The 25027-nt window shown below is 42.4% G+C and carries 23 protein-coding genes and 2 pseudogenes; 1 reads left to right on the top strand and 24 read right to left on the bottom strand.

The features are described 5' to 3' along the window. Positions 1 to 9: 9 nt before the first annotated feature. From IGI73_RS11650 to IGI73_RS11720, 15 genes are all read right to left on the bottom strand, one after another. Complete coding sequence (locus tag IGI73_RS11650; RefSeq protein WP_438759227.1) at positions 10 to 792, bottom strand: RNA-binding protein; 783 nt, start codon at positions 790 to 792, stop codon at positions 10 to 12. Positions 793 to 810: 18 nt separating this feature from the next. Then, positions 811 to 1074: a YggT family protein gene (locus tag IGI73_RS11655; RefSeq protein ID WP_005228822.1), complete on the bottom strand. Its 264-nt coding sequence runs from the start codon at positions 1072 to 1074 to the stop codon at positions 811 to 813. A 26-nt stretch (positions 1075 to 1100) separates the two neighbouring features. Further along, complete coding sequence (locus IGI73_RS11660) at positions 1101 to 1754, bottom strand: cell division protein SepF (RefSeq protein ID WP_010749764.1); 654 nt, start codon at positions 1752 to 1754, stop codon at positions 1101 to 1103. A gap of 16 nt (positions 1755 to 1770) precedes the next feature. Next, on the bottom strand, positions 1771 to 2442 hold the full coding sequence (locus IGI73_RS11665) for a YggS family pyridoxal phosphate-dependent enzyme (RefSeq protein WP_074536072.1): 672 nt from the start codon (positions 2440 to 2442) through the stop codon (positions 1771 to 1773). A gap of 12 nt (positions 2443 to 2454) precedes the next feature. Continuing rightward, on the bottom strand, positions 2455 to 3699 hold the full coding sequence (gene ftsZ, locus IGI73_RS11670; RefSeq protein WP_005228816.1) for a cell division protein FtsZ: 1245 nt from the start codon (positions 3697 to 3699) through the stop codon (positions 2455 to 2457). Between the two features lie 31 nt (positions 3700 to 3730). Continuing rightward, positions 3731 to 5053 (bottom strand): cell division protein FtsA, encoded by a 1323-nt coding sequence (gene ftsA, locus IGI73_RS11675; RefSeq protein WP_005228814.1) that lies wholly within the window; start codon positions 5051 to 5053, stop codon positions 3731 to 3733. A gap of 153 nt (positions 5054 to 5206) precedes the next feature. Beyond that, positions 5207 to 6190: a cell division protein FtsQ/DivIB gene (locus IGI73_RS11680; RefSeq protein WP_081116377.1), complete on the bottom strand. Its 984-nt coding sequence runs from the start codon at positions 6188 to 6190 to the stop codon at positions 5207 to 5209. Between the two features lie 86 nt (positions 6191 to 6276). Continuing rightward, positions 6277 to 7371: an undecaprenyldiphospho-muramoylpentapeptide beta-N-acetylglucosaminyltransferase gene (gene murG, locus IGI73_RS11685; protein ID WP_225000553.1), complete on the bottom strand. Its 1095-nt coding sequence runs from the start codon at positions 7369 to 7371 to the stop codon at positions 6277 to 6279. Positions 7372 to 7386: 15 nt separating this feature from the next. Continuing rightward, complete coding sequence (murD, locus tag IGI73_RS11690; protein WP_128431585.1) at positions 7387 to 8745, bottom strand: UDP-N-acetylmuramoyl-L-alanine--D-glutamate ligase; 1359 nt, start codon at positions 8743 to 8745, stop codon at positions 7387 to 7389. Positions 8746 to 8757: 12 nt separating this feature from the next. Further along, positions 8758 to 9720: a phospho-N-acetylmuramoyl-pentapeptide-transferase gene (gene mraY, locus IGI73_RS11695; RefSeq protein WP_428206572.1), complete on the bottom strand. Its 963-nt coding sequence runs from the start codon at positions 9718 to 9720 to the stop codon at positions 8758 to 8760. A 19-nt stretch (positions 9721 to 9739) separates the two neighbouring features. Then, positions 9740 to 11935, bottom strand: a complete 2196-nt coding sequence (locus tag IGI73_RS11700; protein WP_428206573.1) for a penicillin-binding transpeptidase domain-containing protein — start codon at positions 11933 to 11935, stop codon at positions 9740 to 9742. Then, a complete protein-coding gene (gene ftsL, locus IGI73_RS11705; protein ID WP_005228796.1) occupies positions 11936 to 12355 on the bottom strand; it encodes a cell division protein FtsL in 420 nt (139 codons plus the stop codon). It lies immediately after the preceding gene. A 5-nt stretch (positions 12356 to 12360) separates the two neighbouring features. Further along, entirely contained in the window at positions 12361 to 13320 is a 960-nt protein-coding gene (gene rsmH / locus IGI73_RS11710; protein ID WP_005228794.1) for a 16S rRNA (cytosine(1402)-N(4))-methyltransferase RsmH, read from the bottom strand. A gap of 25 nt (positions 13321 to 13345) precedes the next feature. Further along, on the bottom strand, positions 13346 to 13777 hold the full coding sequence (mraZ, locus tag IGI73_RS11715; RefSeq protein ID WP_005228792.1) for a division/cell wall cluster transcriptional repressor MraZ: 432 nt from the start codon (positions 13775 to 13777) through the stop codon (positions 13346 to 13348). Positions 13778 to 13975: 198 nt separating this feature from the next. Continuing rightward, positions 13976 to 14344, bottom strand: coding sequence for a DUF3397 domain-containing protein (locus IGI73_RS11720; protein ID WP_428206576.1), 369 nt, complete (start codon positions 14342 to 14344; stop codon positions 13976 to 13978). A gap of 331 nt (positions 14345 to 14675) precedes the next feature. On the opposite strand from IGI73_RS11720, the gene IGI73_RS11725 reads away from it, so the two are divergent. Then, positions 14676 to 14795 carry a DUF4044 domain-containing protein gene (locus IGI73_RS11725; protein WP_005237290.1) on the top strand — a complete coding sequence of 40 codons (120 nt, stop codon included), beginning with the start codon at positions 14676 to 14678 and terminating at the stop codon, positions 14793 to 14795. A 64-nt stretch (positions 14796 to 14859) separates the two neighbouring features. Here the strand turns inward: IGI73_RS11725 and cls are convergent, their stop codons facing one another. The 9 genes and pseudogenes from cls to IGI73_RS11770 all read right to left on the bottom strand — a co-directional run bounded on the left by cls (position 14860) and on the right by IGI73_RS11770 (position 25004). Beyond that, positions 14860 to 16305, bottom strand: coding sequence for a cardiolipin synthase (cls, locus tag IGI73_RS11730; RefSeq protein WP_005228785.1), 1446 nt, complete (start codon positions 16303 to 16305; stop codon positions 14860 to 14862). A gap of 122 nt (positions 16306 to 16427) precedes the next feature. Continuing rightward, on the bottom strand, positions 16428 to 17312 hold the full coding sequence (gene ftsX / locus IGI73_RS11735) for a permease-like cell division protein FtsX (protein WP_010749773.1): 885 nt from the start codon (positions 17310 to 17312) through the stop codon (positions 16428 to 16430). Next, positions 17305 to 17991: a cell division ATP-binding protein FtsE gene (gene ftsE / locus IGI73_RS11740; protein ID WP_005228783.1), complete on the bottom strand. Its 687-nt coding sequence runs from the start codon at positions 17989 to 17991 to the stop codon at positions 17305 to 17307. Before ftsE ends, ftsX begins: the two co-directional genes overlap by 8 nt. A 112-nt stretch (positions 17992 to 18103) precedes the next feature. Continuing rightward, positions 18104 to 19211 (bottom strand): peptide chain release factor 2 gene (gene prfB, locus IGI73_RS11745; RefSeq protein ID WP_100214389.1). Its coding sequence is split into 2 segments (ribosomal slippage): positions 18104 to 19138 and positions 19140 to 19211, totalling 1107 coding nucleotides; the frame shifts between segments, so codons are not numbered across the junction. Between the two features lie 88 nt (positions 19212 to 19299). After that, positions 19300 to 19374: pseudogene (locus IGI73_RS11750) on the bottom strand (SEC-C metal-binding domain-containing protein); the annotation flags it as partial. A 45-nt stretch (positions 19375 to 19419) separates the two neighbouring features. Next, a pseudogene (secA, locus tag IGI73_RS11755) lies at positions 19420 to 21804 on the bottom strand (preprotein translocase subunit SecA); the annotation flags it as partial. 248 nt (positions 21805 to 22052) lie between these two features. Then, entirely contained in the window at positions 22053 to 22868 is an 816-nt protein-coding gene (locus tag IGI73_RS11760) for a DUF1189 family protein (protein ID WP_428206578.1), read from the bottom strand. A gap of 10 nt (positions 22869 to 22878) precedes the next feature. After that, positions 22879 to 23712, bottom strand: coding sequence for a sugar ABC transporter permease (locus IGI73_RS11765; RefSeq protein WP_016608756.1), 834 nt, complete (start codon positions 23710 to 23712; stop codon positions 22879 to 22881). 2 nt (positions 23713 to 23714) lie between these two features. Continuing rightward, a complete protein-coding gene (locus IGI73_RS11770) occupies positions 23715 to 25004 on the bottom strand; it encodes a carbohydrate ABC transporter permease (protein ID WP_010749778.1) in 1290 nt (429 codons plus the stop codon). Positions 25005 to 25027 lie beyond the last annotated feature (23 nt).

The raw sequence follows: 25027 nt of genomic DNA on the forward strand, positions 1-25027 counted from the left end.
CTCTTTGATTTATTTACGTAATACACCTAATAACAATCTAACTTTTTCTTTTTTCGTGGTTCCTTCTAACCCCTGTATTTGAATCCGACCAAATCCTCTTACTGAAACGATATCCAGTAAATCCAGAACAAAATCTGGTCGTAGTGCTTCTGTCCAGTTTACTTTTACTTTTCCTGATTCGATCAACTGTTTCGAACGCTGACGTGAGATGTTATATACGGCAGAGATCACTGTATCAAGACGCAATGAACTAACCGTTTCTCTTTCCTCGGTCCAGCCATCTTTAGGAACGATCAACTCGGTGTATTTTGTTTCTTCCAAGCGCACCGAGATGTTTCCGATTTTATCCACTTGGAGTTGGATAAAATGACTGACTTCAGTAGCAACGAATACTTGCCATATTTCACCATCGGAAAGAATGTCTCCAAAGTATTCCCTCTTGACTCCAGTCCCCATTAACGTGCCTAAAACTTTTCCATGACTCAACACCGTAAATTTTTTCGGGTATTGAATCGTAAACAAAGTCATGTCAAACTCATCGGTGGTGGGCTCATAATAATCGGGATAAATCAAACAACGTCGTCTTTCAGCAGCTTCGTAACCACCAAAAAAGCGGAAGCTTAAATCCGTTGATTGACGAATCAAGCTTTCTAAAATATACGCTTGTCTCGGATCTAAAAAATCAGTTAAGTAAGGCGCATACTGCATTTGCACTTGTTCGATCCATCCTTGAGCGGAATCAATAAAAGGGCGTTCATCGTTTCGAAAATGTTGATAGACATTTGCGTTCACCGATAACCACCCCTTACGTTAAAATAAAATTGATTGTAAGATCAATATCAATGCTTGTGATGCTAGCTGTAAGACGATAATTGCAAACGCAATCGTAAAATCAATACCAGCAAAACTTAATTTCAATCGATCAAATAAACTCAAATACGGTTCACACACTTTTGCTAAGAAACGGCCAAAAGCGGATTGATACCCTCCTGGAAACCAAGACAAAAGTGCATAGATCACTAATAAAATGGTATACAGATAAACAGCATCACTTAGTAATTTAACGAATCTCAAAAATAAAATTGGCGTTCCTCCTCACTTTAGATATCAAAAAAATTGGTATCTGCTAATGTTTGGGCAGTGCCTTCAATTTCCATACCCTTAGGCGTGCAAAGAAAAATTTCATCGCCAACACGCTTGATATCACCATCTTCAGCGTACACTGTTCCTGTTAAAAAATCAACTATTCGACGAGCTTGGTACTCTTCAATTAAATGAAAATTAACAAGTACAGCATCCCCATTGATGACCTGCTTGGCAATCCCCATCGCTTCAGAATAGACGCGTGGCTCTACGATCGTTATTTTACCAGCTGCTTGTGCGGGTGTTTCTTTTGCTTTTGTTTCTTTGACTCTCGTATTGCTTCTTTGTTGTGCCATCGGAACGACTTTTTCTTCCGTCTTCGTCACCGGTCTTACCCGTTCAGCCGCAGCTGAGGCTTGTTGATAGACAGCTGCTTGTGGTTGCTGTCTGTATTGATAGGCTTGATTTTGTGGTTGACTTGTTGTACGTGTTGCCGCTTGGCCAGATGCATACGTATTCGTGGTTGCTCTGGGGGCTGTAAAAGCTCCTCCTTGGTTCACAGCTTGTTTAGACGCTGTGCGTGCCGGTTCTTCCGTGGCAAATGTTTCTTCGTAGTAATCTTCTTCGTCAGTCAATCCAAAAAAATTGGTCAGTTTCTCTTTGAGCGACATCGGTCAACCTCCTTTTTTATTGAAATAATGCTGTTCCTACACGAATAAATGTTGCACCTTCTTGAATCGCAATGGGAAAATCATTACTCATTCCCATACTCGTTTCTAAGCAAGGGGCATGTGTAAGATGCAGGTCAGCGATCTGTTGTTGAATCCTTTTTAATTCTTTAAAAATCTGATGCTGCTCGTCTTTGGAAGCAGTGAGCGGGGCCATCGTCATCAATCCAACAACACGAATTTTGTCGAACGAAGCAAGTGCTTCAATAAAAGCCATTACCTCTTCAACAAAAATCCCTTGTTTCGTTGCTTCCTGCGAAACATTCACTTCCACAAAGCAGTTGATCGGATGCTCTGCTCGTTTTTGAATTTCTTGTGCCAGTTTGATTGAATCTAACGCATGGAAAAAATCAATCTCATTTATAATTGATTTTACCTTTCTGCGTTGCAAATTGCCAATAAAATGCCAACGGACATCTGGATAATCCTTTAGTGCTGCCTTCTTTTCAAGTAGTTTTTCTACTCGATTTTCTGCACAATCCCGCACACCATTTTCTAAAAGGACTCTTGTTGTTTCTGTATCGACGGATTTTGTCACAGCTGTCAAACAGACATCATTGGCATTTCTAGAAACAAGAGCACAGGAATCCTGTATCTCTTGCTGAATCTTGTGCAAGTTCTCAGAAATCATGTGCTCTGCCCCCTAGCGTTTACGACGGAAAAATGGTGGTGTGCTTAATTCGTCGTCATCATTCGAACGTACTTCATCACGGCTGAAGGTATCGAATTCTTTCTTTTCTACATTTTCAAATGTGTTTTCTTCTACTTTAGGTCGTACATTTTGTTCTTTGCGGATATCCCAATCACCAAAGCCATTGCTTTCTTCTGCTTGCGCTGGGCGTGCTTGATCCATATCTAATGTTGGTTTTTGAGGGATAGAATGAATTTGACCTTGGCTTTGTCTGCTAGAGCGAGAACCCCGTTCTTTTTTTGAAGGGTCAATGCCGGTTGCAATGACAGTCACACGGATCTCATCGCCTAAGTCTTCATTGATTGATGTACCTAAGATAATGTTTACGTCGCCTGTTGCCGCATGAGCGACGATATCAGAAGCATCTTGTGCTTCAAATAAAGTCATATCCAATCCGCCAGTGATGTTCAATAGCACTTGTTCTGCGCCATCGATCGACGTTTCTAGTAATGGTGAAGAGATCGCTTTTTTCGTTGCTTCGATCACACGTTCTTCCCCGCTAGCAACACCGATTCCCATCAAGGCTGTGCCTTGATTTTCCATTACTGTTTTCACATCAGCGAAGTCTAAGTTGACATAGCCAGGTGCAGTGATCAAGTCTGAGATCCCTTGAACCCCTTGACGCAAGACATTGTCTGCTTCACGGAATGCTTCAAGCATTGGCGTTTTCTTGTCAACAACTTCTAATAAACGGTTGTTTGAGATGATCAATAAGGTATCGACATTCTCTTTTAATTTAGCGATGCCTTCAGCCGCAAAACGGCCACGTTTTGGTCCTTCAAATGTAAACGGACGAGTAACGACACCGACTGTCAACGCGCCGATTTCTTTAGCGATTTTCGCTACGATCGGTGCAGCACCTGTTCCGGTTCCGCCACCCATACCAGCGGTAATGAAAATCATGTCTGCGCCTTCTAATGATTCGCGAATAGAATCTTCACTTTCTTCCGCTGCTTTTTGACCAACTTCTGGTTGAGAGCCAGCACCAAGTCCGCGGGTATATTTAGGGCCTAATTGAATGACTGTTTCTGCTTTTGAGTTTTTTAACGCTTGAACGTCAGTGTTGGCTGCAATAAATTCTACGCCCTTGACATTTTCTTCGATCATACGATTAACTGCGTTGCCGCCACCGCCACCGACTCCGATGACTTTGATCACAGCGCCGTCATTGATGTTATTATCAATTGAAAATTCCATAATTTATCTTCCTCCTGAGAATCGTTTTAGATTATTCAAAGATATTTGAGAAGAAATCTTTTACTCGGTTTGTGATCGACTCACCTTTTTTCTCTTCTTCTGCTTCTTCATAAGTTTCTTCTGGCGCTTCATATTGTTCATAATGCACTTCTTGTTGTTGAATAGCAACGGGCTGTTGCGCCACTGTTTTTTCACCAGTGATCGCACTTTTGGCAAGCTGGTACACTTCGCTTAAGTTTGCCGAATAGTCAACGATACTGATCACATTCGTGAAAACAGGATTTCTAAGTCCCATATGATTAGGAACGTAAAGCTTGACGTTTGTTTCGAATACTTCTTGAGCAAGATCTACGACACCAGGAAGACTTGCAGCGCCACCAGTCAAGATTACGCCACCCGGTAAATCAAGTCCATCGATTTCGTCTAGGACTTCTTTTGATTTGGTGAAGATTTGTTCCATACGGGCTTCAATGATTTCTGATAAATAGCGTTCATCGATTTTCACTGGTTCTGATTTTCCGATCACATCAACCGGAAATTCTTCGCTGGCTGAAGTGCGTTCAGGATACGCATCCCCATAATTGATCTTCAATGCTTCTGCATTGTTGAAAGAGGTATTTAAAACCGTCGAAATGTCTTTTGTGACAAATTCGCCGCCCTCTTGGTTCACATGGGTGAATTTCAATTGCTTGTCGTGCATCGCTGCTGTGGTTGTTTGGCCGCCACCAATGTCGATGACGATCGTACCAAAATCTTTTTCACCGTCTGATAAAATCGATTCCGTTAGTGCTAATGGCGTAATGACTACTTCATTAACAATCAGACCAGATTTTTCAACACATTTGCGAATGTTGTGAATGATGGTTTTTGGTCCTGTATACACAACACCAAACATTTCTAGGCGAACCCCGATCATGCCACGAGGATCTTTGATTCCTTCAAAACCATCAACGGTAAATTCCTGCGGTAAAATAGCAATGATCTGTCTTTCAGGAGGGGTAGAACGAACGAGTGCTGCGGAGGCAACATTACGCACGTCTTCGTCGGTGATCTCTTTTGATTCACTATTGACAGCGATCATTCCTTGACAATTTTCCACTTCAAGAAGATTGGCTGGTACACCAACACTTACACTGCGAATTTGAATTCCTGCTTTTTCTTCTGCTTGTCTTACTGCTCTTTGAATGGCTTGTACCGTTTTATCGATATCTACAATGATCCCACGGTTGATTCCTTCTGATTTTGCATTACCTACACCAATGATATTCATTTGGCTGTCAACGTATTCGGCTACTACAACTTTTACAGATGTCGTACCGATATCAAGGCCAACATACATTCCCGTTTTTGCCATGGATGGGGTTCCCTCCTACTTAAATTGGATATATAGCGAACCATCACAGTCCGTTTTTAGAGTTCATTCGAATAATTTGTTCACTGTTACCAATTCTACCATATAATGGCGCTTTTTAGAAACAAGTTAATGAAAAAAACTCTTGAATTTTTCCTAAGAATCACTATCAGCTGTTTGATTTTCGTCTGCATCGTCTTCTTGTGTATTTGAAATTGGGTAAGTAAAGATTCCAACTTCCATATCCACAATACTGTCCTCGGTCAAATCTTTGGCAATTTGCGGATAATACTGCATTTGACTCACCATATTCGAAATGTTGACGATCACTTGATTGCCATCATTCATAAAGAGAGTCAGCAGCTCATCATTGCTGTCACGGGGGGTATATTTGATTTGAGAAACGCCATCGCGAATTTCTGAACTTAATTCTTGATAGGCACTAAGTGTTGCTTTGATTTTATCTTCAGCCGAAAAATTTTCTAAAACCGGCAATCCTTCCACTGGCTGCTCACTGATTTCATCTAACACAACGCCATTTTCTAAAACCGGCGCATAGCCACCATCTTGGGCTAGTAAAGCAACTTCTTGAAATTCAGTGACAGTGATATCGAAGCGATTGATACCAGATAGAGAAATTGAGGCATTTTTTATACGTGGCAATTCTTTTTTGATGGCAGACACGCTTTGATTACGTTCGAAAAATTGCGGCCACATCTCTTCATTGACGGTTAGATCCGAATTTTCGAGAATTGCTTCTGCGGATACTTCATGATTGCCTTTGACGACCACATTCGCCAAACGACTAAGGGGCGAAACGAAATACAAAACAATCAATAAAGGAATCATCAACAATCCAATAATCAAGGCTAAACGGCGAATCAACACTTGGTTGCGGTACGCCTTTAGGTTAGGCAGCCGATCAGCAAAGGAGCGGGCCTTATTTTCTGGCTCTGGCAATGCTTCCTTCTCATCAACAGACTCTTCCATTGCTTCATCTGCTTCAAAAAATGTTTCTTCTTGCTCGTCTTCATGGTCTTTGGACGTATCTTCTGTTTCTTCAGGAGCAGGAGAAGACCAAGCTGGCTGATTGCCTTTTTCTTGCAAATACTTTAGATTTTCTTTTTGCCAAGGGGTCAACTCTTCCGTTGACGAGGGGGTTTGATCATCATGAGGTGTTTTGTCTTTACTAATGATAATCGCTCCTTTCTATCCCACACATTGTACTATTTGATTACCTCTTGCACAAGTCGAAATAATCGTTCTGAGGCATCGCTGATCCCTTGTTCTTTTGAGGCTTTTGCCATCTTACTACGAAGGGCTTCATCTTGCATGATACTGTCTACTGCTTCCACGAGGTTTTGACTGTTTAGTTCATGATCGGCAATCATTTTGACTGCTCCTGCATTGGCTAAACTTTGGGCGTTCTTCGTTTGGTGGTCATTGGTCACATAAGGACTAGGAATCAAAATCGCTGGAATCCCTAATGCAGTGAATTCTGCGATCGATGTGGCTCCTGCTCGTCCAATCAACAAATCACTATTTGCCATCACTTCCGCCATCTGATCAATGTAAGGGCGAATACTGATATTAGGAAAGGCATCTTTTGACATGCCGATTTTTTCTTCGATCTCTTTGTAATACCGTTCACCTGACGCATAGAGAAGCTGATACTCTTTTTGAGCAAACAGCGGCAGCGCATCAATGATCGCTTGATTGATTTTCAGTGCTCCTTGACTCCCACCAAAAACCAAGACCGTCTTTTTCGCCGGATTTAAATCGTAGGAAGACAAGATCGCTGACTTTTGACTGTTGCGTACTTCTTGACCTCTGGGATTCCCCACCAGCACCGTTTTCTTCGCTGGAAAGTACTGGGACGCATCGCGAAAGGCAATGGCGATTTTGTCCACATATTTGGTTAGAAATTTATTCGTGATCCCGGGAACACTATTTTGTTCATGAATAATTGTAGGAATTTTCAACTTCGCTGCAGCAAAGACCACCGCGCCAGAAACGTAGCCGCCGGTCCCGATCACCACATCCGGTTGAAACTCCTTGATGATTTTTTTGGCTGCGTAATAACTTTTCATGAAAAGTTGGATCGTTTTTACATTATCGAAGGACAACTTACGCTTAAAGCCTTGGATTTCTAATGTTTTAAAAGGAATACCTGTTGGAGGGACGATTTTATTTTCCAAGCCCCTTGTTGCACCAATGTATAAAAATTCGGCTGTCGGGTCAATCTCTTTTACATAATCGACAAAAGACAACGCTGGATAAATATGTCCGCCAGTACCGCCGCCAGTCACAAGTATTTTCATATCCGTCACTCATTTCTATTTAAGTTCTGCTACGGCCGCCATAAATTTGTCGCCGCGAACTTCAAAATTAGGGTATTGATCCCAACTTGCATTCGCAGGTGACAATAAAATCGTATCTCCAGCAGCACTTAAAGAAAAGGCTAATGGGACGGCTGTTTCAACATTGTCTGTCATTTCAATTGTTTTTACCCCTGCTGCTTGAGCAGCAGCGGCTAATTTTTCCTTTGTTTCACCAAACAACACGATGGCTTTTAGCCCTTTTAGTGCGGGAACTAAGTCATCAAAGCTGTTCCCCCGATCCAGACCACCTGCCAATAAAATCAGTTTCTCATTGTCAAAGCCGCCTAATGCCATTTCTGTGGCTAGAATGTTTGTTGCTTTGGAGTCATTGAAAAATTTCACCTGATTGATGGTGGTGACATACTGAGTCCGATGGGGCACGCCTGTAAAGGTTTGTAACGCTTGCTTAATGGCTTCGTTTGGCATATCGCAAAGTTTACCGACAGCAATCGCTGCTAATGCATTTTCAATATTATGATCTCCTGGCACGCCAAGTTCATCAGCTGCCATAATCACTTCTTCTTTATAATAGAGGATACCGTCAAGCATGTACGCGCCTGCTACTTTTTCCTTGGTGGAAAAAGGAATGATTTGCGCTTTTGATTTTGCCGACAGTGCTTCTAGTTCTGGCTGGTTCCAGTTGATCACCAAATAATCATCTGCAGTCATTCGCTGTTGCAACCGCCACTTTGCTAGGACATACTCTGGACGACTGCCATGGTAATCGATATGGGCTTCATAAATATTGGTGATCACGGCGATTTTTGGTCGCAAAGTATCGATCCCCATCAATTGGAAGCTAGACAATTCCATGACTAATCGGTCTTCCGCTTTGGCCGTTTGAGCAACGGAACTTGCAGGAAACCCAATGTTCCCAGAAAGCAGTGCCTGCCCTTTTTGCATCCCTGCGTTTAAGACATTGGCGATCATGGTCGTTGTGGTGGTTTTTCCGTTCGTACCAGTAATGCCGATAATCGGAGCCTCAGAGATTTGATACGCTAGCTCCACTTCCGTGATTACAGGAATTTTTTTCTCTAAAGCTTTTTGAACAAGGGGCTGTGAATAAGGGATTCCTGGATTTTTCACAACTAACGAAAAGCCTTCATCCAATAATTCGATTGGGTGGCTGCCAGTGATCACTTTGACCCCTAACGCCAAAAGATCTTGTGCTTCGGGATTTTCAGCAAATGGCTTGCCGTCATTAACGGTCACAAGTGCGCCCAAATCATGTAACAATTTGGCCGCACTGAATCCACTACGCGCTAATCCTAGCACAAGAACTTTTTTATTTTGATATGTTTTAATTTTTTTCATTTTCTTCATCTCCTACCATACAAGGGCTATTGTGAGCAACGAGCAACCTAACGCAATACACCAAAAAACAGTGTCGATCTTCCACTCAGACCATCCGCTCATTTCAAAATGATGGTGGATGGGTGACATCTTGAAGATTCGTTTGCCCGTTAATTTGAATGAGGCAACTTGCAGCATCACGCTTGCTGTTTCACAAACATAGACCAGTCCGACAAGCAAGAGGGTCCATTCTTGGTGTAAAAGAATCGAAATTGCTGCCAGCAGACCGCCTAAAGCCAGTGAGCCGACATCCCCCATAAAAATTTTAGCCGGTTTGCGATTGTACGGAAAGAAGCCGATCAATCCGCCAATGATTGCTAGACAAACGATCAATACATCGATTTGATCTTGCCGCCAAGCAATCAGTGCGTAAGTTGAAAAAGAAATCGTGCCCAGTCCTGCGACCAGACCATCGATACCGTCGGTCAAGTTGACTGCATTTGAAAAACCGACCAGCCAAAAGATGACGAACAATCCGTAAAAGATCGACAGTGGCACATCGATCCCAAAGAAATTTAACACGTCTGCATTGCCTTCCGCTCGAAAAACAAAGTAAAAGACGAGTCCACCTAAAATTTGTCCAATCAATTTTTGCAGCGAGTTTAAGCCCATATTTCTTTTGCGGAAAATCTTGATGAAATCGTCAAGAAATCCTAATGCACCATAAACCAAGGTAATGAACAAAAGAATGAACAATGAAGCAGTCAGTTGATTTTGCCATGCCCCTACCCAAATTGCAGTGATCATTGCAGAAATCAAAAATACAAACCCACCCATCGTTGGTGTACCAGCCTTTACGTTATGCCATTTAGGGCCGTCACCACGTATTTCCTGTCCGTATTTCTTCATTTGAAAATAGCCGATAAACAAAGGCATTGCGGCTGTTACGATCGCAAAGCCACTTGCCAAAGGTAATATCATCTCTGTCCATTCCATATCGTTCTCTCCTATTATTCTATTCGTTTTCGCTTAGTGTAAACTTGATCGATTGTCCCGATAACTCAGTATAAGGCTCCACGCTCTGTTTGGTACAATAGCCGTCCCCTTCAAAACTGATGTCCACATTCAACAGACTGCCAAATTTGATCAAATCTGCTTTGGACCAGGAGGTCGTATCAGGCATGTAATACTTGTCGCTATCCGTAATCAGCAGTACTCGTCCGCCAGGCATGATCGAAGTGCCACTGTCAACGGACTGTGCGATGACCTTCTCGCCATCACCGATGACAACAGGGGTCAACCCAGATTTTTGAACGTCAGTTGCCGCTGATTCTGTATCAAGATTACGATAATCCCCTACAGTCGTTTCACTACCTGAGGTTGTACTATCTTCTAATGCAGAATTTTTCAGATCCATGACTCGTTTCATCAATGGATTGGCAATTTCACCCAACACGGTGCTTTCGTGCTTCTCTGGCAATTTGATCGTCAAATACAAAATATATTCAGGTTCTTCTGAAGGAAACATCAAAACAACAGAATACAGATAATTGGTACCCCCAGACAAATACTTACCGGTCGTTGGATCGGCTACTTGGGCTGTCCCCGTTTTCGCGGAAATATTGTAGCCCGGTAGTTCATAGACACCATAAGCACTTCCGTAATTTTCACTTTCGACAACATCACGCATATATTCCCGTACTTTTGTTGCCGCTTCTGCTGTGATGGGATGGCCAACTTCTTCTGGTTGTGTGACCGTTTCTTCTCCTGTATTGCCATCAACGATTTTACTAATAAATTGTGGTTTCAACATCGTTCCGTTATTTGCCACCGACGTAAAGGCCTGCATCATTTGGAAATTCGTCACACCAATCGCTTGACCAAATGACGTCATCGCTTGGCTGACAGGGTTATCCTCTGGTGTGATCCCAGTATTTTCGTTAGGCAATCCTGAATAGGTACTGCGACCAAAACCAAATTCTTTTAAGTATTGCTGCCAACGATCTGCCATTCGCTGTTCCAAGGTCACCATTCCAATATTACTCGACCATGAAAGTGCTTGGCGCATCGTCAGTGTTCCTTTTTGACCGAAGTCCCAGTCGTTGATGGTTGCATCATAAAGTTTCATTCCATCAGGGCTTGGGGTAAAAGTTTCGTTTTCATTAAAGATCCCTTGATCGATCGCTGCTGCCGTCGTCAAGATCTTCATGGTTGATCCTGGCTCGTAGTTGTCCTCAACTAATAGGTTTTGCCAATCATTGATGGAATCCAAATTTTCTGGATTATAGGTTGGCCGCTGCGCCATCGCCACGATCTCACCCGTTTTTGCATCCATCAAGTTCGCTGTTAAGTTTTCTGGTTTGTTTTCTTTAAAGACACTGTCCATCAGCGTTTCCAAGTAGCTTTGGATTCGACTATCGATGGTCGTATAGACGTCTTTTCCATCCACCGCTGCAACAGTTTCGGCTACGGTTCCTGGCAACGGATTTTGATTGTTATCTTTTTGATAAACGATCTCGCCATCGGTCCCAGAAAGCACGTCATTGTACGCAGCTTCTAGTCCCGTTTTCCCAACTAGACCAGTATCGTCATCATTGGCAACAGCATACCCGATAAAGTGAGAAGAAAAGACACCATTCGGATAAAGACGAGCTGGATGACTGTCAAAATGAAAGCCAGCAATCCCTTCTTTTTCCATTGCATCTTCAATCGCATTCTTTTGTTCTAATGTAATATTGTTCCCTTTGCTTCCAAAAGAAACACGCCATAATTGTTGCTCAAGCCCTTCTTCTAATGTATTGACTGCTGTTTCTTGGTCGATGGACAATACATCCGACAAGATTTTGCCCAATTTATTGAAGTTTGCTTTTTCTGCAAAAAGATTCTTTTTGCCATCTTTGTAATTTTGGTTCAAAACAGCGTAAATTGAATAGGAAGTCACATCTTCAGCAATTGGAATCCCATTGCGGTCATAGATCGTTCCACGTTTCGCTTTGATGACTTCACTGCCTTCATAAAGATTTTTCGTTTTTTCAGCTAAGGAAGTCCCAGCGACATCTCCGACAATGACGATGTAGCTCAAACGCGTGACAAACAAAAAGAACAATCCAATACTCGTAGCAAAGAGAATAATACCTACTTTTTTGCGATTGTTCGTTGTAGTTTGATTGTTCTTTTTTAAGTATTGCTTGAATTTATCTGTTAACTTCATTTAGTCCACTTTCCTTAAATTGCCGTCATCGATCGACAATCCATTATCCTCAGCAATCTTTTGGATGCGCTCGGTTTTAGAAAGTTCATTTTTCTCTTGTTCCAACTGTTCTGCTTGTGTTGTTTTTTCATTGATATCCGATTGGATCAAAGAAATATCGTGTTCGACTTGACTGATATTGGTTCGAATATTGATGGTCAAGATCGCCAACGTCAATACAGAGATGATCACAAAGGCAGCGATCAGTTTTTCCAGAGTAGAAATGCTTTTTAACCGACGAGCCGGAGATGCTGGTACGCGGATGACCTCAGGACGCTGGGGATCAGTAGGCAGTTTTTCAGTTGTCGGTTCAGAGTGTTCCATAGGTTGTGATTCAAGTGGTTCTCTGAATTCATAGTCATGAACTTTTAGTTCTGCCATAGTTGTTACCCTTCGCTTTCCTTGATTTTTTCCGCGATTCGCAGTTTCGCACTGCGAGAACGATTATTTTCAGCTACTTCTTCCTCAGTTGGAAGTAGTGGTTTTCTTGTTATAAGTTTAAGTGTTGGTTGGAATTCTTCTGGTATCATCGGCAAACCTGGCGGCATATCCTTCGGTGTGCTGTATTCCTTGAACATCGATTTCACGATGCGATCTTCTAAAGAGTGAAAGGTGATGACACTCACACGTCCGTTGACTGCTAAAAGATGAATCGCTTGTTCAAGTGATTCTTCAATCACACCTAGCTCATCATTGACTGCAATGCGAATGGCTTGGAAAACCCGTTTTGCAGGGTGTCCGCCTTTTCTTCTTGCTGGCGCCGGAATGGCTGTTTTGATGATATCGACCAACTCACCCGTTGTTTCGATTGGATGATCTTGTCGCACCCGCTCGATTTCACGAGCGATTTGTTTCGAGAATTTTTCTTCTCCATATCGGAAGAAGATTTTGACTAATTGGTGGTAGTCGAATTGATTGACTACTTCATAGGCAGTCAATGCTGCAGTTTGATCCATCCGCATATCCAGCGGTGCATCTTGGTGGTAGCTAAAGCCGCGTTCGGCTTCATCTAATTGGGGTGAGGAAACACCTAAATCGTACAAAATCCCATCGACTCGGCTCACACCGTGTTGATGCAATGCTTCCTTTAAATAGCGGAAATTACTTTTAATGAACGTAACCATTCCTTTAGCAACATATGGTGCTAAACGTTCTTTCGCATGATCGATAGCAGTTTGGTCTTGATCAAAAGCAAAGAGATGTCCCTCTTCAGACAGTTGCGACAATAAATATTCACTATGACCGGCTCCACCTAATGTACAATCGACATAGACGCCTTCTGGACGAATCTTTAACCCATCAACGGTCTCCTGTAGCATAACGGTGTAGTGTTGAAAATCTGCCATGTGTTTTTTCCTCTTCCTATCAAGCCTATAAGCCAAAATCAATCATTGTTTCAGCAATTTCATCAAAGTTTTCTTCTGCTTCTTCAGAGAATGCTTGCCAACGCGTTTCATCCCAAATCTCGATTCGGTTTGAAACGCCGATGATCACACAGCTTTTGGTAAGGTCTGCATGATTTCTCAATGTAACAGGGATATTGATTCGTCCTTGTTTATCGATTTCGCACTCTGTTGCAGCAGAATAAAAGAAGCGGACAAATGTCCGAGCGTCCTTTTTCGCTAAAGGCATTTCGTTTAGTTTTTCTTCAAGTTTTTCCCATTCAGATAAGGGGTAGCCAAATAAACAGCCATCTAATCCACGTGTCACAACAAATTTTTCTCCGAGTTTTTCTCGTAGTTTTGAAGGGACGATTAGTCGGCCTTTTGCATCTATCGAATGTTGAAATTCACCCATAAACATCGATAAATAACCCCCGATCTCCACCTGATATTCACAGTCTACCACAATCCCCCACTTTCTACCACAAATTATATGAAATTTGAAAGGGAAGTTGTTTGACTTTTCTTTACCAAATGAGGAAAAAGAGGAAAACCGACTACTTAAAGTTTTTAAAAAAACTTTAAGTGAAAAAATGGGCGTTTATCAAGAGTCAAAACACTATAAGTAACTAACAATATTTAGAATGATCAAAACGACATGAAAAATGATCGTAAATAGAAAAATACTACGCCAATACATCTTTAAATAGCGACCATATTGGATCTCCTCATAGTAATATGCCTGAAAAACTGCCAGCAGAATCCCTAATAAAAAAATGGAGATCAAATAGTACAATGTGATCGCTTGATCAAAAGTATACTTTGATAATTGATGAATCCCGACCAACAAAAACGGTACTGCTAAATCCGGTGCCTTCACGTGGTAACGATCATTCAAGGACAACGCGGAAACAATGAACCGACAGGCGAAATAGACGAGCACAGGGAAGATATACCAAAACAAAACGATTGGATTAAATCCAGACATACAGCAAAATCCTTTCTAACAACTAGTGTCACTATACTTTATTTTCTTTACATCCGTGTTTCAGTTCTTTTAAAAATCTGAGCTGGAATAAGACAGTCATGAAATTTTTTAAGGAGCCTCTTTGTTCACCAGCTGACTTTTGAAAGTCTTGAAGAATGCATTTCTTTACCTATTAAAACAGAAGGGCGTATCTTCAACAAGTCTATCTTGCCATTCTAATGATTTTTTTGTCCTGAAATTGAAAATTTCTTAATTTCTCCTTGGTTCAACTTGAGTTCTTGTGTATTTGAGGGTAAACTGTCACTAGAATAACTCTAAAAGGTGGATTAGAATGAACGAGAAAAAACCAAAAAGTACCTTTGCAAAAATCACGCAAGTCGTGATCTGGACCATGCTTATTCTCACTGTTGGCTCGATTTTCTTAGCAGCATACACAAGTATTATGGGTTAATCCTATTAAAAAAGTGCCCTTTTCCAAAATGATGGCTTCCATCTTTTGGAAAAGGGCACTTTTTTTACAGCAAGGGTGACACAAGGCGTGCCAAGCCTTCTTTGATTTTGATCGTCAGCTTTCTTTGCTGATACGCTTCGATCGTTAAGTGCTTAGAATCGATCGAATCCGCCAGAAACGCTTCTTTCGTTTGCGTCGCGAGTTGTGCATCATAGATGATCGTATTGACCTCAAAGTCTAAACGAAACGAACGAACATCGATATTTGCTGAACCAATCGAAACGAGCCCACTGTCAATGATCATCGTTTTTGCATGCATAAACCCTTTCTCATAAGTTTCGATGACTGCCCCAAAATGCAGCAGCTCAGCCGCAAAGGAATAGGTCGCCCAATATACCAAGGGATGATCCGGTTTGTTAGGGATTTGTATATGGACTTTCACCCCAGAAAGCAGTGCCAACTTCAAGGCATTGTGAATGGCTTCATCCGGAATATAATAAGGTGTTTGGATCAAGATTTCCTTTTTGGCTAAGTTGATCATTTTCAGATAGGTCATTTTGATTTCTTCATGTTCCGTATCAGGACCACTCGTAATGACTTGGGCTGCAACTGTCCCGACTTGTTTGATTTCAGGAAACAAGGAAGGATCATATTTGATCTCCAACGCATGTTGTGAATTCCAATCCATCAAAAACCGATTTTGCAGCGAATAGACAGCTGAACCGGCAATTCGCAAGTGATTGTCTCGCCAATAACCGAATTTTTCCACTTGCCCTAGATATTCATCTCCCACATTAAAACCGCCTGTATAGCCAATTTCTCCATCGATCACCACGATTTTCCGATGATTTCGATAATTGATTCGCGGATTGACATAAGGAACGAATAAAGGAAAGAAGAAGGCAATTTGACCGCCATGTAGACGCAACTCATCAAAAAACTTCAATGATACTTGGGTGCTGCCCCAAGCATCTAATAAGACTCTTACTTTTACGCCCCGCTTCGCCGCGCGCACCAGTGCCTCTTTGACTTCATTTCCCAATGTATCACTGCGATAAATGTAATATTCCATATGAATGTGATTTTTTGCCTGTTCGATATCCGCGATCAAGGCATCAAATTTCTGCCGTCCGTCGGTATAAAGCGTCATACTATTCGCTGTCGTATACAGGGATTGCCCAAAGACTGTCAACAGGTAGACCAGCTGCTGCACTTCTACCTGCGCGGTCGGCGGATGCGGAAACAGCTGACGAGCGAGGGCTTGTTTTTGTTCTTCTAATTCAACATTCAGCCCCACCTTTGCCTGTGAGCGCATATCAAAGATCTTTTCCTTAGAGATCCCTCTACCAAAGAAAAAGTAAAGCACAAAGCCAACGATTGGAATGAACATCAAGACCAAAAGCCAGGCCCACGTTTGAGCAGTCTGCCGCCTTTCTCTGAAAATGATAATGATTGATAACAAAATATTGACTATAAATAAAATGGTCACCAAATTATCCATTACAACCATTTCTCCACCTCTTCCCCGATTTCCCGCTACTAAAGCATATCAAAAAATAGTACCTAAAGTAAAGAAACACTGTGATGAAACAAAAAAAGCCGATCTTGACGATCGACTAAAAAAACATCGGTTTAGAATTTTAAGAAACGGCGCATTGATAAGACGGAACCAAGTGAACCGATCACGATCCCAATCAGCGCCATTACACCGCAAACTTGTAATAGAAACATATTTGGTGCAATTAAACTGTAATTTGAACGCAGTAAGGATGGATTGACCATTGCATAAACTTGGTGGTAGCCGAAGTACATTAATGCAATCGGAACGATCGAACCTAAGAGTCCGATCCAGCCGCCTTCAAGGAAGAATGGCCAACGAATGTAGCCGTTTTTCGCCCCCACCAGACGCATGATCTGAATTTCTCTTTGACGAGACAAAATCGTGATCCGAATCGTATTAGAGATCAGGAACATTGCCACAAAAATCAATAAGACAGCAGCAGCTAAGCCCCAAGTCCGCACAGCAGCAGACAATTCAAAGATTCGGTCAGAAGAATCTCCGCCGTAATCGGCTTTGAAAACATTTGGCAATTCGCCAGCTTGCTCAGCGATCTCTGTCGTATACTCTGGATCTGTTGCACTGACGACAAACACGTTATACAGCGGATTGCTGTCGCCTTCGAACAAGTTCCATGAATCCCCCATTGCATCTTGGATCTTCTGCAATTCTTCGTCTCGGCTAGAAAATTTCACTTCTGAAACGTTCGGCAGATCATTTAAAGACTGTTCCAAAGCATCCATGTCTTCTTGTTCCGTACCAATATCAACGAAAACCGAAACGTCCACATTCTCGCGAATGTCTTCGGCTAGTTTTGTTGCATTTAAGATTACACCTAGAAAAATACCGACTAATGTCAGTGTGATCGTTACCGCACTCAATGACGCAATAGTCATCCAGCCGTTACGCTTTAAACTTTTGATACTCTCCAGGAGATGACGGAAAAATGTTCTAATCATCGTAACCATATTCTCCTTCCGCTTGGTCGCGAATAATGCGGCCATTTTCAATCGCGATCACGCGATGACGAATCGTATTTACGATCGTACTATTATGGGTCGCCATAACGACCGTTGTTCCTTGGGCATTGATCCGATCAAGCAGCTTCATGATTTCCCATGAGTTTTCAGGATCTAGATTCCCCGTTGGTTCATCCGCAATCAATACTTTCGGCGTATTTACGATGGCACGAGCGATCGACACCCGCTGTTGTTCCCCACCGGAAAGCTCACTTGGAAATACCCGCACCTTATGTTTCAGGCCGACCAAGTCTAACACTTCCATCACCCGTTTTTTGATATCACGAGGTTTGCGGCCGATAACTTGCATTGCATAAGCAACATTTTCAAAGACCGTTTTCCGTGGTAAAAGTTTATAATCCTGAAAGACCACGCCGATTTCCCGACGCATCAATGGGATCTCGCGGTTTTTCATGCCGACCAAATCATATCCTGCGACATTCAAAACGCCTTTAGTTGCTTTTTCTTCCCGATACATCAATTTGATAAAGGTTGATTTACCGGCACCCGATGGGCCCACGACATAAACAAACTCTCCTTGATCAATTGAAATCGAAAGGTTACGGATAGCAGTCGTACCATTAGAGTACTTTTTCATTATATCTTTCATTTCTATCATACAGCTATCTCTCCATCTCAAATTTTCATTCTGGCTTATTATAGCATGAATATATTTCACCTTGCTTGCAACAGATTACAATTATGTTTCAATCTGTTTAAGTCACACAAGGTTATTTTTGATTCAGTTTCAGCTTCAAATACGCGTCGATAAAGCCATCCAAATCGCCATCCATGACCGCCTGTACATTCCCAGTTTCGAAATTCGTTCGGTGATCTTTGACCATCGAATAGGGATGGAAGACATAAGAACGGATTTGCGAGCCCCAACCAATTTCTAACTGCTCGCCTCGCAAAGCTGCTGCCTCTTGCTCTTTCTTTTCCACTTCTAATTGATACAGCTTGGCTTTCAACATCCCCATCGCTTGCTCACGGTTTTTCAATTGTGAGCGCTGGGCTTGGCTAGCAACGACCGTTCCTGTTGGAATATGGGTGATCCGCACAGCAGATTCGGTTTTGTTGATGTGCTGTCCACCCGCACCACTTGCGCGGTACGTATCGATTTTCAAATCATCTGAGTTGATTTCCACATCGATCGCCCCATCTAATTCTGGCATCACATCCACCGAGCAAAATGACGTGTGCCGTCTCTTGGCTGAATCAAAAGGTGAGATCCGAACTAAACGATGAACGCCTTTTTCCGATTTCAAATACCCATAGGCGTTGTGGCCTTTTACAAGTAAAGTGACACTTTTGATCCCCGCTTCATCACCAGCTTGATAGTCGAGGGTCTCTACTTGATACCCGTGTTGTTCGCAAAAACGAGTATACATCCGTAACAGCATGCTGCCCCAGTCTTGTGATTCGGTACCGCCTGCACCAGGATGAAGCTCGATGATGGCGTTATTTCGATCATAGGGTTCATCTAACAGCATCGACAATTCATAAGACGCCATTTTCTCGTTTAGCTTCGTGATCCGTGCTTCAAGTTCTGCTTCCATTTCTGGGTCTGCTTCTTCTTGAATCATTTCCAACATCACTTCCAGCTCTTCCAATTCTTCTGCTAACTGATTGAACTGATCGTAGGTCTCTTTGTTGGCATTGTTTGCGTTAATGACTTGTTGAGCTTTTTCTGAGTCATCCCAAAAGGTGGGATCTGCCATTTGGTGTTCCGCTTCCGCAATGTCCTCTTCTAACTGATCTAAGTCAAAGAGACCCCCTAAAACTGATTATTTTTTCATTCATCTGGGTCAATTGATTCCGAATATCTGCGATTTCCATTAAAATTCCTTCTTTCTTTTTTTCTTACAAACGAAAGTAGACTGGACAAAAACGTCTGCCAGCCTACTCTCAACTTTTTCAAAACGTGTTACATATTTTTCCCGTGGCAATTCTTGAATTTTTTCCCGCTGCCGCATGGACAAGGATCGTTACGACCAACGTTTTTGAAACTTGGTGCTTGGGCAGCAGGTGCTTCTTCTACCCCTTGTGCTTCCCCTTGAGCAACTTGTTCCCGTTGAACGTTTTGACGAATCTCTGCCTTCATAAAGAGACGAGTTACTTCATATTCGATCGCTCCAACCATGTTCTCAAACATATTGAATCCTTCTGTTTGGTACTCAACTAATGGATTGTTTTGTCCATAAGCCCGTAACCCAACCGATTGACGCAGCTGATCCATAGCATCGATGTGGTCGGTCCACTTCGTATCGACAACTCGTAAGATGACGACTTTTTCAAATTCCAGTAATTGTTCTGGACTATTAAGTTGTGCTTTCTTTTGTTCAAAGACTTCTTCTGCCCGTTGGTTTAGGTAGTCTTTGATCTCTTGAGCTGATTTGCCCTTGATGTCCTCGATACTGATAGTATCTTCATGAACAAGTGCATTCGCCGCAAAATCAACGATTCCTTCGTAGTTCCAATTGCTTTCTTCTAATTGCGTATGACTGTCGACGACTCGGCTGATGGAACGTTTCACCATATTCATTAATTGTGGTGAAAGATCCGTTTCTTCCATGATCACTTCTTGACGTTGTCCGTAAATAACTTCCCGCTGTTCTCGCATCACGTCATCGTATTGCAAGACGTTTTTCCGAGTATCGTAGTTATTGCCTTCCACTCGTCGTTGGGCAGATTCTACTTGTTTTGAAAGCATCTTGCTTTGGATCACGGCGTCGCCTTCATCGATCTTCATCCGATCCAAGAACACTTTGATTCGTTCAGAACCAAAACGCTTCATTAAATCATCTTCTAACGACAAGTAAAATTGCGACATCCCTGGATCTCCTTGACGTCCCGCACGTCCCCGCAACTGATTATCGATCCGTCGGGATTCATGACGCTCAGTACCGATAACTGCCAAGCCGCCTAGTTCTGCAACACCAAGACCTAACTTGATATCCGTTCCCCGACCAGCCATATTGGTCGCGATCGTTACAGCACCTTTTTGTCCCGCATTCAAAATGATTTCTGCTTCTTTAAAGTGATTCTTGGCATTCAATACTTCATGAGGAACTTTCTCACGATCAAGCATTGATGACAGTAATTCAGAAGTCTCAACAGCGACCGTCCCTACAAGCACGGGTTGTCCTTTGCGGTGACGCTCTTTGATGTCTTGAACGACTGCTTGGAATTTGCTCGTAAGCGTTGGATAAAGCAAGTCCGCACGATCATCCCGTAAGATTGGTTTGTTCGTTGGAATCTGAATGACTTGCATGTTATAGATTTCTCGAAACTCTTCTTCTTCCGTTTTTGCTGTACCAGTCATCCCAGACAGTTTTTTGTACATCCGGAAGTAGTTCTGGAATGTGATCGTCGCCATCGTTTTGGTTTCATCTTCGATTTCGACACTTTCTTTCGCTTCGATCGCTTGATGGAGCCCATCAGAATATCGGCGACCATCCATGATCCGACCTGTAAATTGGTCAACGATCATTACTTTCCCATCTTGCACGACATAATCGATATCGCGAATCATAATGTAATTCGCTCGTAGTGCTTGATCCAAGTGATGGGTCAATGCCGTGTTTTCAATATCATACAAGTTTTCTAAGCCGAAGGTCTCTTCCGCTTTTTCGATCCCACGTTCTGTCAAACCGATCGTTTTTGATTGGATATCGATTTTGTAGTCTTCTTCTTCCGTCAAGCGTTTGACAAAATTGTCGACCCGATTGTATAGCGCAGTTGATTTTTCTGCTTGTCCTGAAATGATCAACGGTGTTCTCGCTTCATCGATCAAGATCGAATCGACCTCATCGACGATGGCATAGTTTAATGGACGCTGTACCATTTGATGACGGTAAACCACCATGTTGTCCCGCAAATAGTCAAACCCTAATTCATTGTTTGTACTATAAGTGATATCACAAGCATATGCCGCACGTTTTTCTTCTGCTGATTTTGAGTTGATGTTCAAGCCGACCGTCAACCCTAAAAAGTTGTACAGCTCCCCCATCTCAGTCGAGTCACGAGTTGCCAAGTATTCATTGACAGTTACGACGTGGACACCTTGACCGCTCAAAGCATTCAAATAAACAGGTAATGTCGCCGTCAAGGTTTTCCCTTCACCCGTACGCATCTCTGGGATATTCCCATCATGCAAGACGATCCCACCCATTAATTGGACGTGGTAAGGATAAAGGCCCAAAACGCGTTTTGCAGCTTCACGTACTACTGCAAAGGCTTCAGGTAATAATTTATCCAAAGTCTCTCCCTCTTGGAAACGACGACGAAATTCATCGGTTTTCCCGCGTAATTGTTCATCAGATAAAGCGGCCATTTCATCCGCATGTGATTCAACTTGATTCGCAATATGGTCAAGACGTTTTAATTCTTTTTTGTCGTTTTCGATTAATTTTCTAAAAAAATTGGCCATACCTTAATAATTCTCCTTTTACTTCTGCATTATCCTAGCTGGAAACTCTCCTAACTATTTTAGCACTAGTTCACCATAAATGAAATATTTTTCGATAGAACTATCGCATCAATCTTGCGTGATAAACGGATTCTTAACCTTTTTTCACAGATTTTAAAGAAACGCGGGAAAAAAAACACGCAACAAGCCATTGATCGGCGCTGAAAGTCCAGCACACGCCCAAACGTCTTGTTGCGAAGGTTTGCAAATTATGCCGTTTTAAAACGGGTTTTTAAGAAAGCTAAGAAGAGCATCAGTAGCATGCCTAAAGACTGAATCCCGATCATCAAGACGATATCAGCGCCAATAAATCCTGCCAACATCGCAACGAGAGAGCCTGCCCCCAGTGCATTTAAAATCACGTTCGTACTTTCTTTGAAGCTGCCGATTGTCGATAGTCGTGATTTTTTCGTCAACCAGAGGAAAAACGCTGCGCCTATGACTAGAATACTATTCATTGCCACCAATAAAAATGCCACTGTGATCGTCTGACTGAAGAAAATCGCTGTCTCGTTGTTGCGATAGAAGCCGTCTTCGATTGCTTTTTGAAACGAAGCCGCATCATCTACTTGATCAGGTGCCATTTCCGCCGTGTAACGCATTTCATAGTGATAAGTTTGTCCATCGATTTCTTCTTTGATGGTCCATTCTGTTTCCCGAAAATTGATGGCGTATTTTGCTTTTTCAAGAGCCGCTTCTGAAAGCGCAACGCCTATGATCCCCGCTTCTGTTTGGGAAAAGACTTGTGACTCATCCGCTAAAAGTTTGCCATCTTCCAGCTGCAACTCATTGTATTTTGCTGCCGTTTCTGCCGTCACGAGTGTTTTTGCATGGGGAAAAAATGCCGCAAAGGCTTGATCCGTTTGCTTGCTGATCATTAAGGTCAACGGGATCATCAGCAAGGACATCAAGAAAACATAGACGAACACTTGCTGCCAGCGATTTAATTTTTTACGCCATGCATAGACTTTTGTTGGAGAAAAAATGGCCCCAAAGTACGTTAAGGGAAATCGTTGTTCAGACATCCTATCATTCCTATCCTTTTGTTCCGCCAGAGGTCAAACCTGAAACAAAGTATTTTTGTAAGAAGAAAAACAGTGCAGCGATCGGTACGGCGATCAAAATCGCCCCTGCCGCAAAGAGTGCGACCCGTTGGTTACGGGCATCATTGATAAAGGTTTGCAGCCCGACTGCGACGGTCAAACGCTCTTGTGAGCGAAGCAAGAATCGCGCCAGCAAGAATTCGCCGAATGGTCCCATAAAGGCCCACAATGCTTGGACGGCAACCATTGGTTTTACGAGGGGCAAAACGATTTGCCAAAAGATACGAAAATGCCCTGCACCATCAAGTTTTGCTGATTCATCCAAGTCGATGGGTACCGTATCAAAGTACCCCTTCATCAGCCAAGTATTCATCGGAATCCCACCACCGATATAAATCAGTGTCAAGAACCAGAAGCTATCTAGACCGTTTGCTAATAAGCCCATAACATAAAAAGCGGTCAACGCCGACATTGTCGGTACCATTTGAACGATCAAGAACACCATCAGACTACTTTTACGACCAGCAAAACGGTAACGACTGTAAGTATACCCTGCTAACGTTACGATCATTACTTGAATGATCATCGTCGAAACGGCCACGATCAAGGTGTTTTTATACCATGTCAAATACGGGGTTTCATTGAATAAACGTCGAAAGTTGTTCAATGTCCAATCCGCATCAAAATCTAAGCGAAAAGCGATCATGTTCCCTGCCTTGAAGGCTGAGGTTGCGGTAATCAACAAGGGATAGATGATAATGATCGATAACGCGATCATAAACAAGTAGGTAAATAATTTGCTGAAAGAAAACTTCTTCTTTTTCATCCTCAATCCTCCATATTAAATGCATTCGTCTTTTTAAACACCAGTAATGAAATGGAGATCACCACAAAGGAAATGATCAAGGTCAATGCAGAAGCAATCGAATATTGTGGTGAGCCGCCGGTCGTCAGTTTGTAGATCCATGAAATCAAAATATCTGTCGATCCAGCATTTCCGCCTAAACTCCCTGGTCCACCTTCGTTAAATAGATAGATCATCGAGAAGTTATTAAAGTTCCCTGTATATTGCGTAACGAAGGTTGGGGCTGCTACCAAAAAGATTGCCGGCAGCGTAATGTTCCGAAAACGCTGCAACGCATTGGCTCCATCCATTTTTGCTGCTTCATACAAATCTTCGGAAATGGATTGTAAAATCCCCGAAACCATTACATAGATGTAAGGAAACCCTAACCAACCCTGAATCAAAATAATCGCCGTTTTCGTCCAAAACGGATCAGTCTTCCAAGCAATGTTCCCAATATCCACAAAAGGCAGATTGTTCAATAGCGGGATCACCTGCGTATTGATCGCTCCTGCGGTATCATTAAACATATTTGAAAAACTCATGATTGTGATAAACGCTGGCACCGCCCAAGGAAGCAAGAAAATCACCCCAAAGACGCGACGAAACTTCACAAATTTTTGGTTGGCAACAACTGCTGTCAGTATGCCGAGTGTAATTTGCAAGGTGGTTGCTAAAACGGTCCAAATCACCGTCCAACTGAATACTTTTACAAAGGTGTCACGGTAAGAACTTAAGGTGAAGATATTCGTGAAATTCGAAAAACCGATCCAGTCGATTAAGTTTGCTGGCGGAATGTGTCGAAAATCATAGTTGGTAAATGCCATAAAGAGCGTCACCATTACTGGAAAAATAATTGCTACGATCATTACCAAGTAGGCAGGGATCGTCAGTAAGTACGCGAACCCATCTTCGTATAATTTTTTGAAAAATTCTTTTCTCGTAACAGCTACCGGGAAGCCTTTTTCAATGCTTTGCCGAACCTGATAAGCATCTTTGATATTTAAAACCCAAAAGATAATGAAAATAACGGTAACGATGACCTGCAGTGTTCCTTCAATCAACAAGAACAAAGAGTTGTCTTCCATCGGTACTGATCCGAGTGTGACAAAGTTATAAAGTGCTTGTCCACCAAACAAAAGCATTTCGACCAGAAAAATCAGAAAGGCTGCAAAAAAGAGACCCGCTTTGAATTTCTGACCATTTTTGAATTGTCCCCCACCAGGGATGATTGAAAGAAGCGCTGTCTGCATGGCTTGTGAATTCGTCCTCATATGTATCCTCCTTAAAATCGAAA

Source organism: Enterococcus sp. DIV0755f (assembly GCF_051713725.1).
In the GTDB taxonomy this organism is placed as follows: domain Bacteria; phylum Bacillota; class Bacilli; order Lactobacillales; family Enterococcaceae; genus Enterococcus_D; species Enterococcus_D casseliflavus.

What these genes read in the sequence shown, in the direction of transcription:
- IGI73_RS11660 (WP_010749764.1), bottom strand. Translation starts at nt 1,754, where the DNA reads ATGTCGCTCAAAGAGAAACTGACCAATTTTTTTGGATTGACTGACGAA.
- IGI73_RS11665 (WP_074536072.1), bottom strand. Translation starts at nt 2,442, where the DNA reads ATGATTTCTGAGAACTTGCACAAGATTCAGCAAGAGATACAGGATTCC.
- ftsZ (WP_005228816.1), bottom strand. Translation starts at nt 3,699, where the DNA reads ATGGAATTTTCAATTGATAATAACATCAATGACGGCGCTGTGATCAAA.
- ftsA (WP_005228814.1), bottom strand. Translation starts at nt 5,053, where the DNA reads ATGGCAAAAACGGGAATGTATGTTGGCCTTGATATCGGTACGACATCT.
- murG (WP_225000553.1), bottom strand. Translation starts at nt 7,371, where the DNA reads ATGAAAATACTTGTGACTGGCGGCGGTACTGGCGGACATATTTATCCA.
- murD (WP_128431585.1), bottom strand. Translation starts at nt 8,745, where the DNA reads ATGAAAAAAATTAAAACATATCAAAATAAAAAAGTTCTTGTGCTAGGA.
- mraY (WP_428206572.1), bottom strand. Translation starts at nt 9,720, where the DNA reads ATGGAATGGACAGAGATGATATTACCTTTGGCAAGTGGCTTTGCGATC.
- IGI73_RS11700 (WP_428206573.1), bottom strand. Translation starts at nt 11,935, where the DNA reads ATGAAGTTAACAGATAAATTCAAGCAATACTTAAAAAAGAACAATCAA.
- ftsL (WP_005228796.1), bottom strand. Translation starts at nt 12,355, where the DNA reads ATGGCAGAACTAAAAGTTCATGACTATGAATTCAGAGAACCACTTGAA.
- rsmH (WP_005228794.1), bottom strand. Translation starts at nt 13,320, where the DNA reads ATGGCAGATTTTCAACACTACACCGTTATGCTACAGGAGACCGTTGAT.
- mraZ (WP_005228792.1), bottom strand. Translation starts at nt 13,777, where the DNA reads ATGTTTATGGGTGAATTTCAACATTCGATAGATGCAAAAGGCCGACTA.
- IGI73_RS11720 (WP_428206576.1), bottom strand. Translation starts at nt 14,344, where the DNA reads ATGTCTGGATTTAATCCAATCGTTTTGTTTTGGTATATCTTCCCTGTG.
- IGI73_RS11725 (WP_005237290.1), top strand. Translation starts at nt 14,676, where the DNA reads ATGAACGAGAAAAAACCAAAAAGTACCTTTGCAAAAATCACGCAAGTC.
- cls (WP_005228785.1), bottom strand. Translation starts at nt 16,305, where the DNA reads ATGGTTGTAATGGATAATTTGGTGACCATTTTATTTATAGTCAATATT.
- ftsX (WP_010749773.1), bottom strand. Translation starts at nt 17,312, where the DNA reads ATGATTAGAACATTTTTCCGTCATCTCCTGGAGAGTATCAAAAGTTTA.
- ftsE (WP_005228783.1), bottom strand. Translation starts at nt 17,991, where the DNA reads ATGATAGAAATGAAAGATATAATGAAAAAGTACTCTAATGGTACGACT.
- IGI73_RS11760 (WP_428206578.1), bottom strand. Translation starts at nt 22,868, where the DNA reads ATGTCTGAACAACGATTTCCCTTAACGTACTTTGGGGCCATTTTTTCT.
- IGI73_RS11765 (WP_016608756.1), bottom strand. Translation starts at nt 23,712, where the DNA reads ATGAAAAAGAAGAAGTTTTCTTTCAGCAAATTATTTACCTACTTGTTT.
- IGI73_RS11770 (WP_010749778.1), bottom strand. Translation starts at nt 25,004, where the DNA reads ATGAGGACGAATTCACAAGCCATGCAGACAGCGCTTCTTTCAATCATC.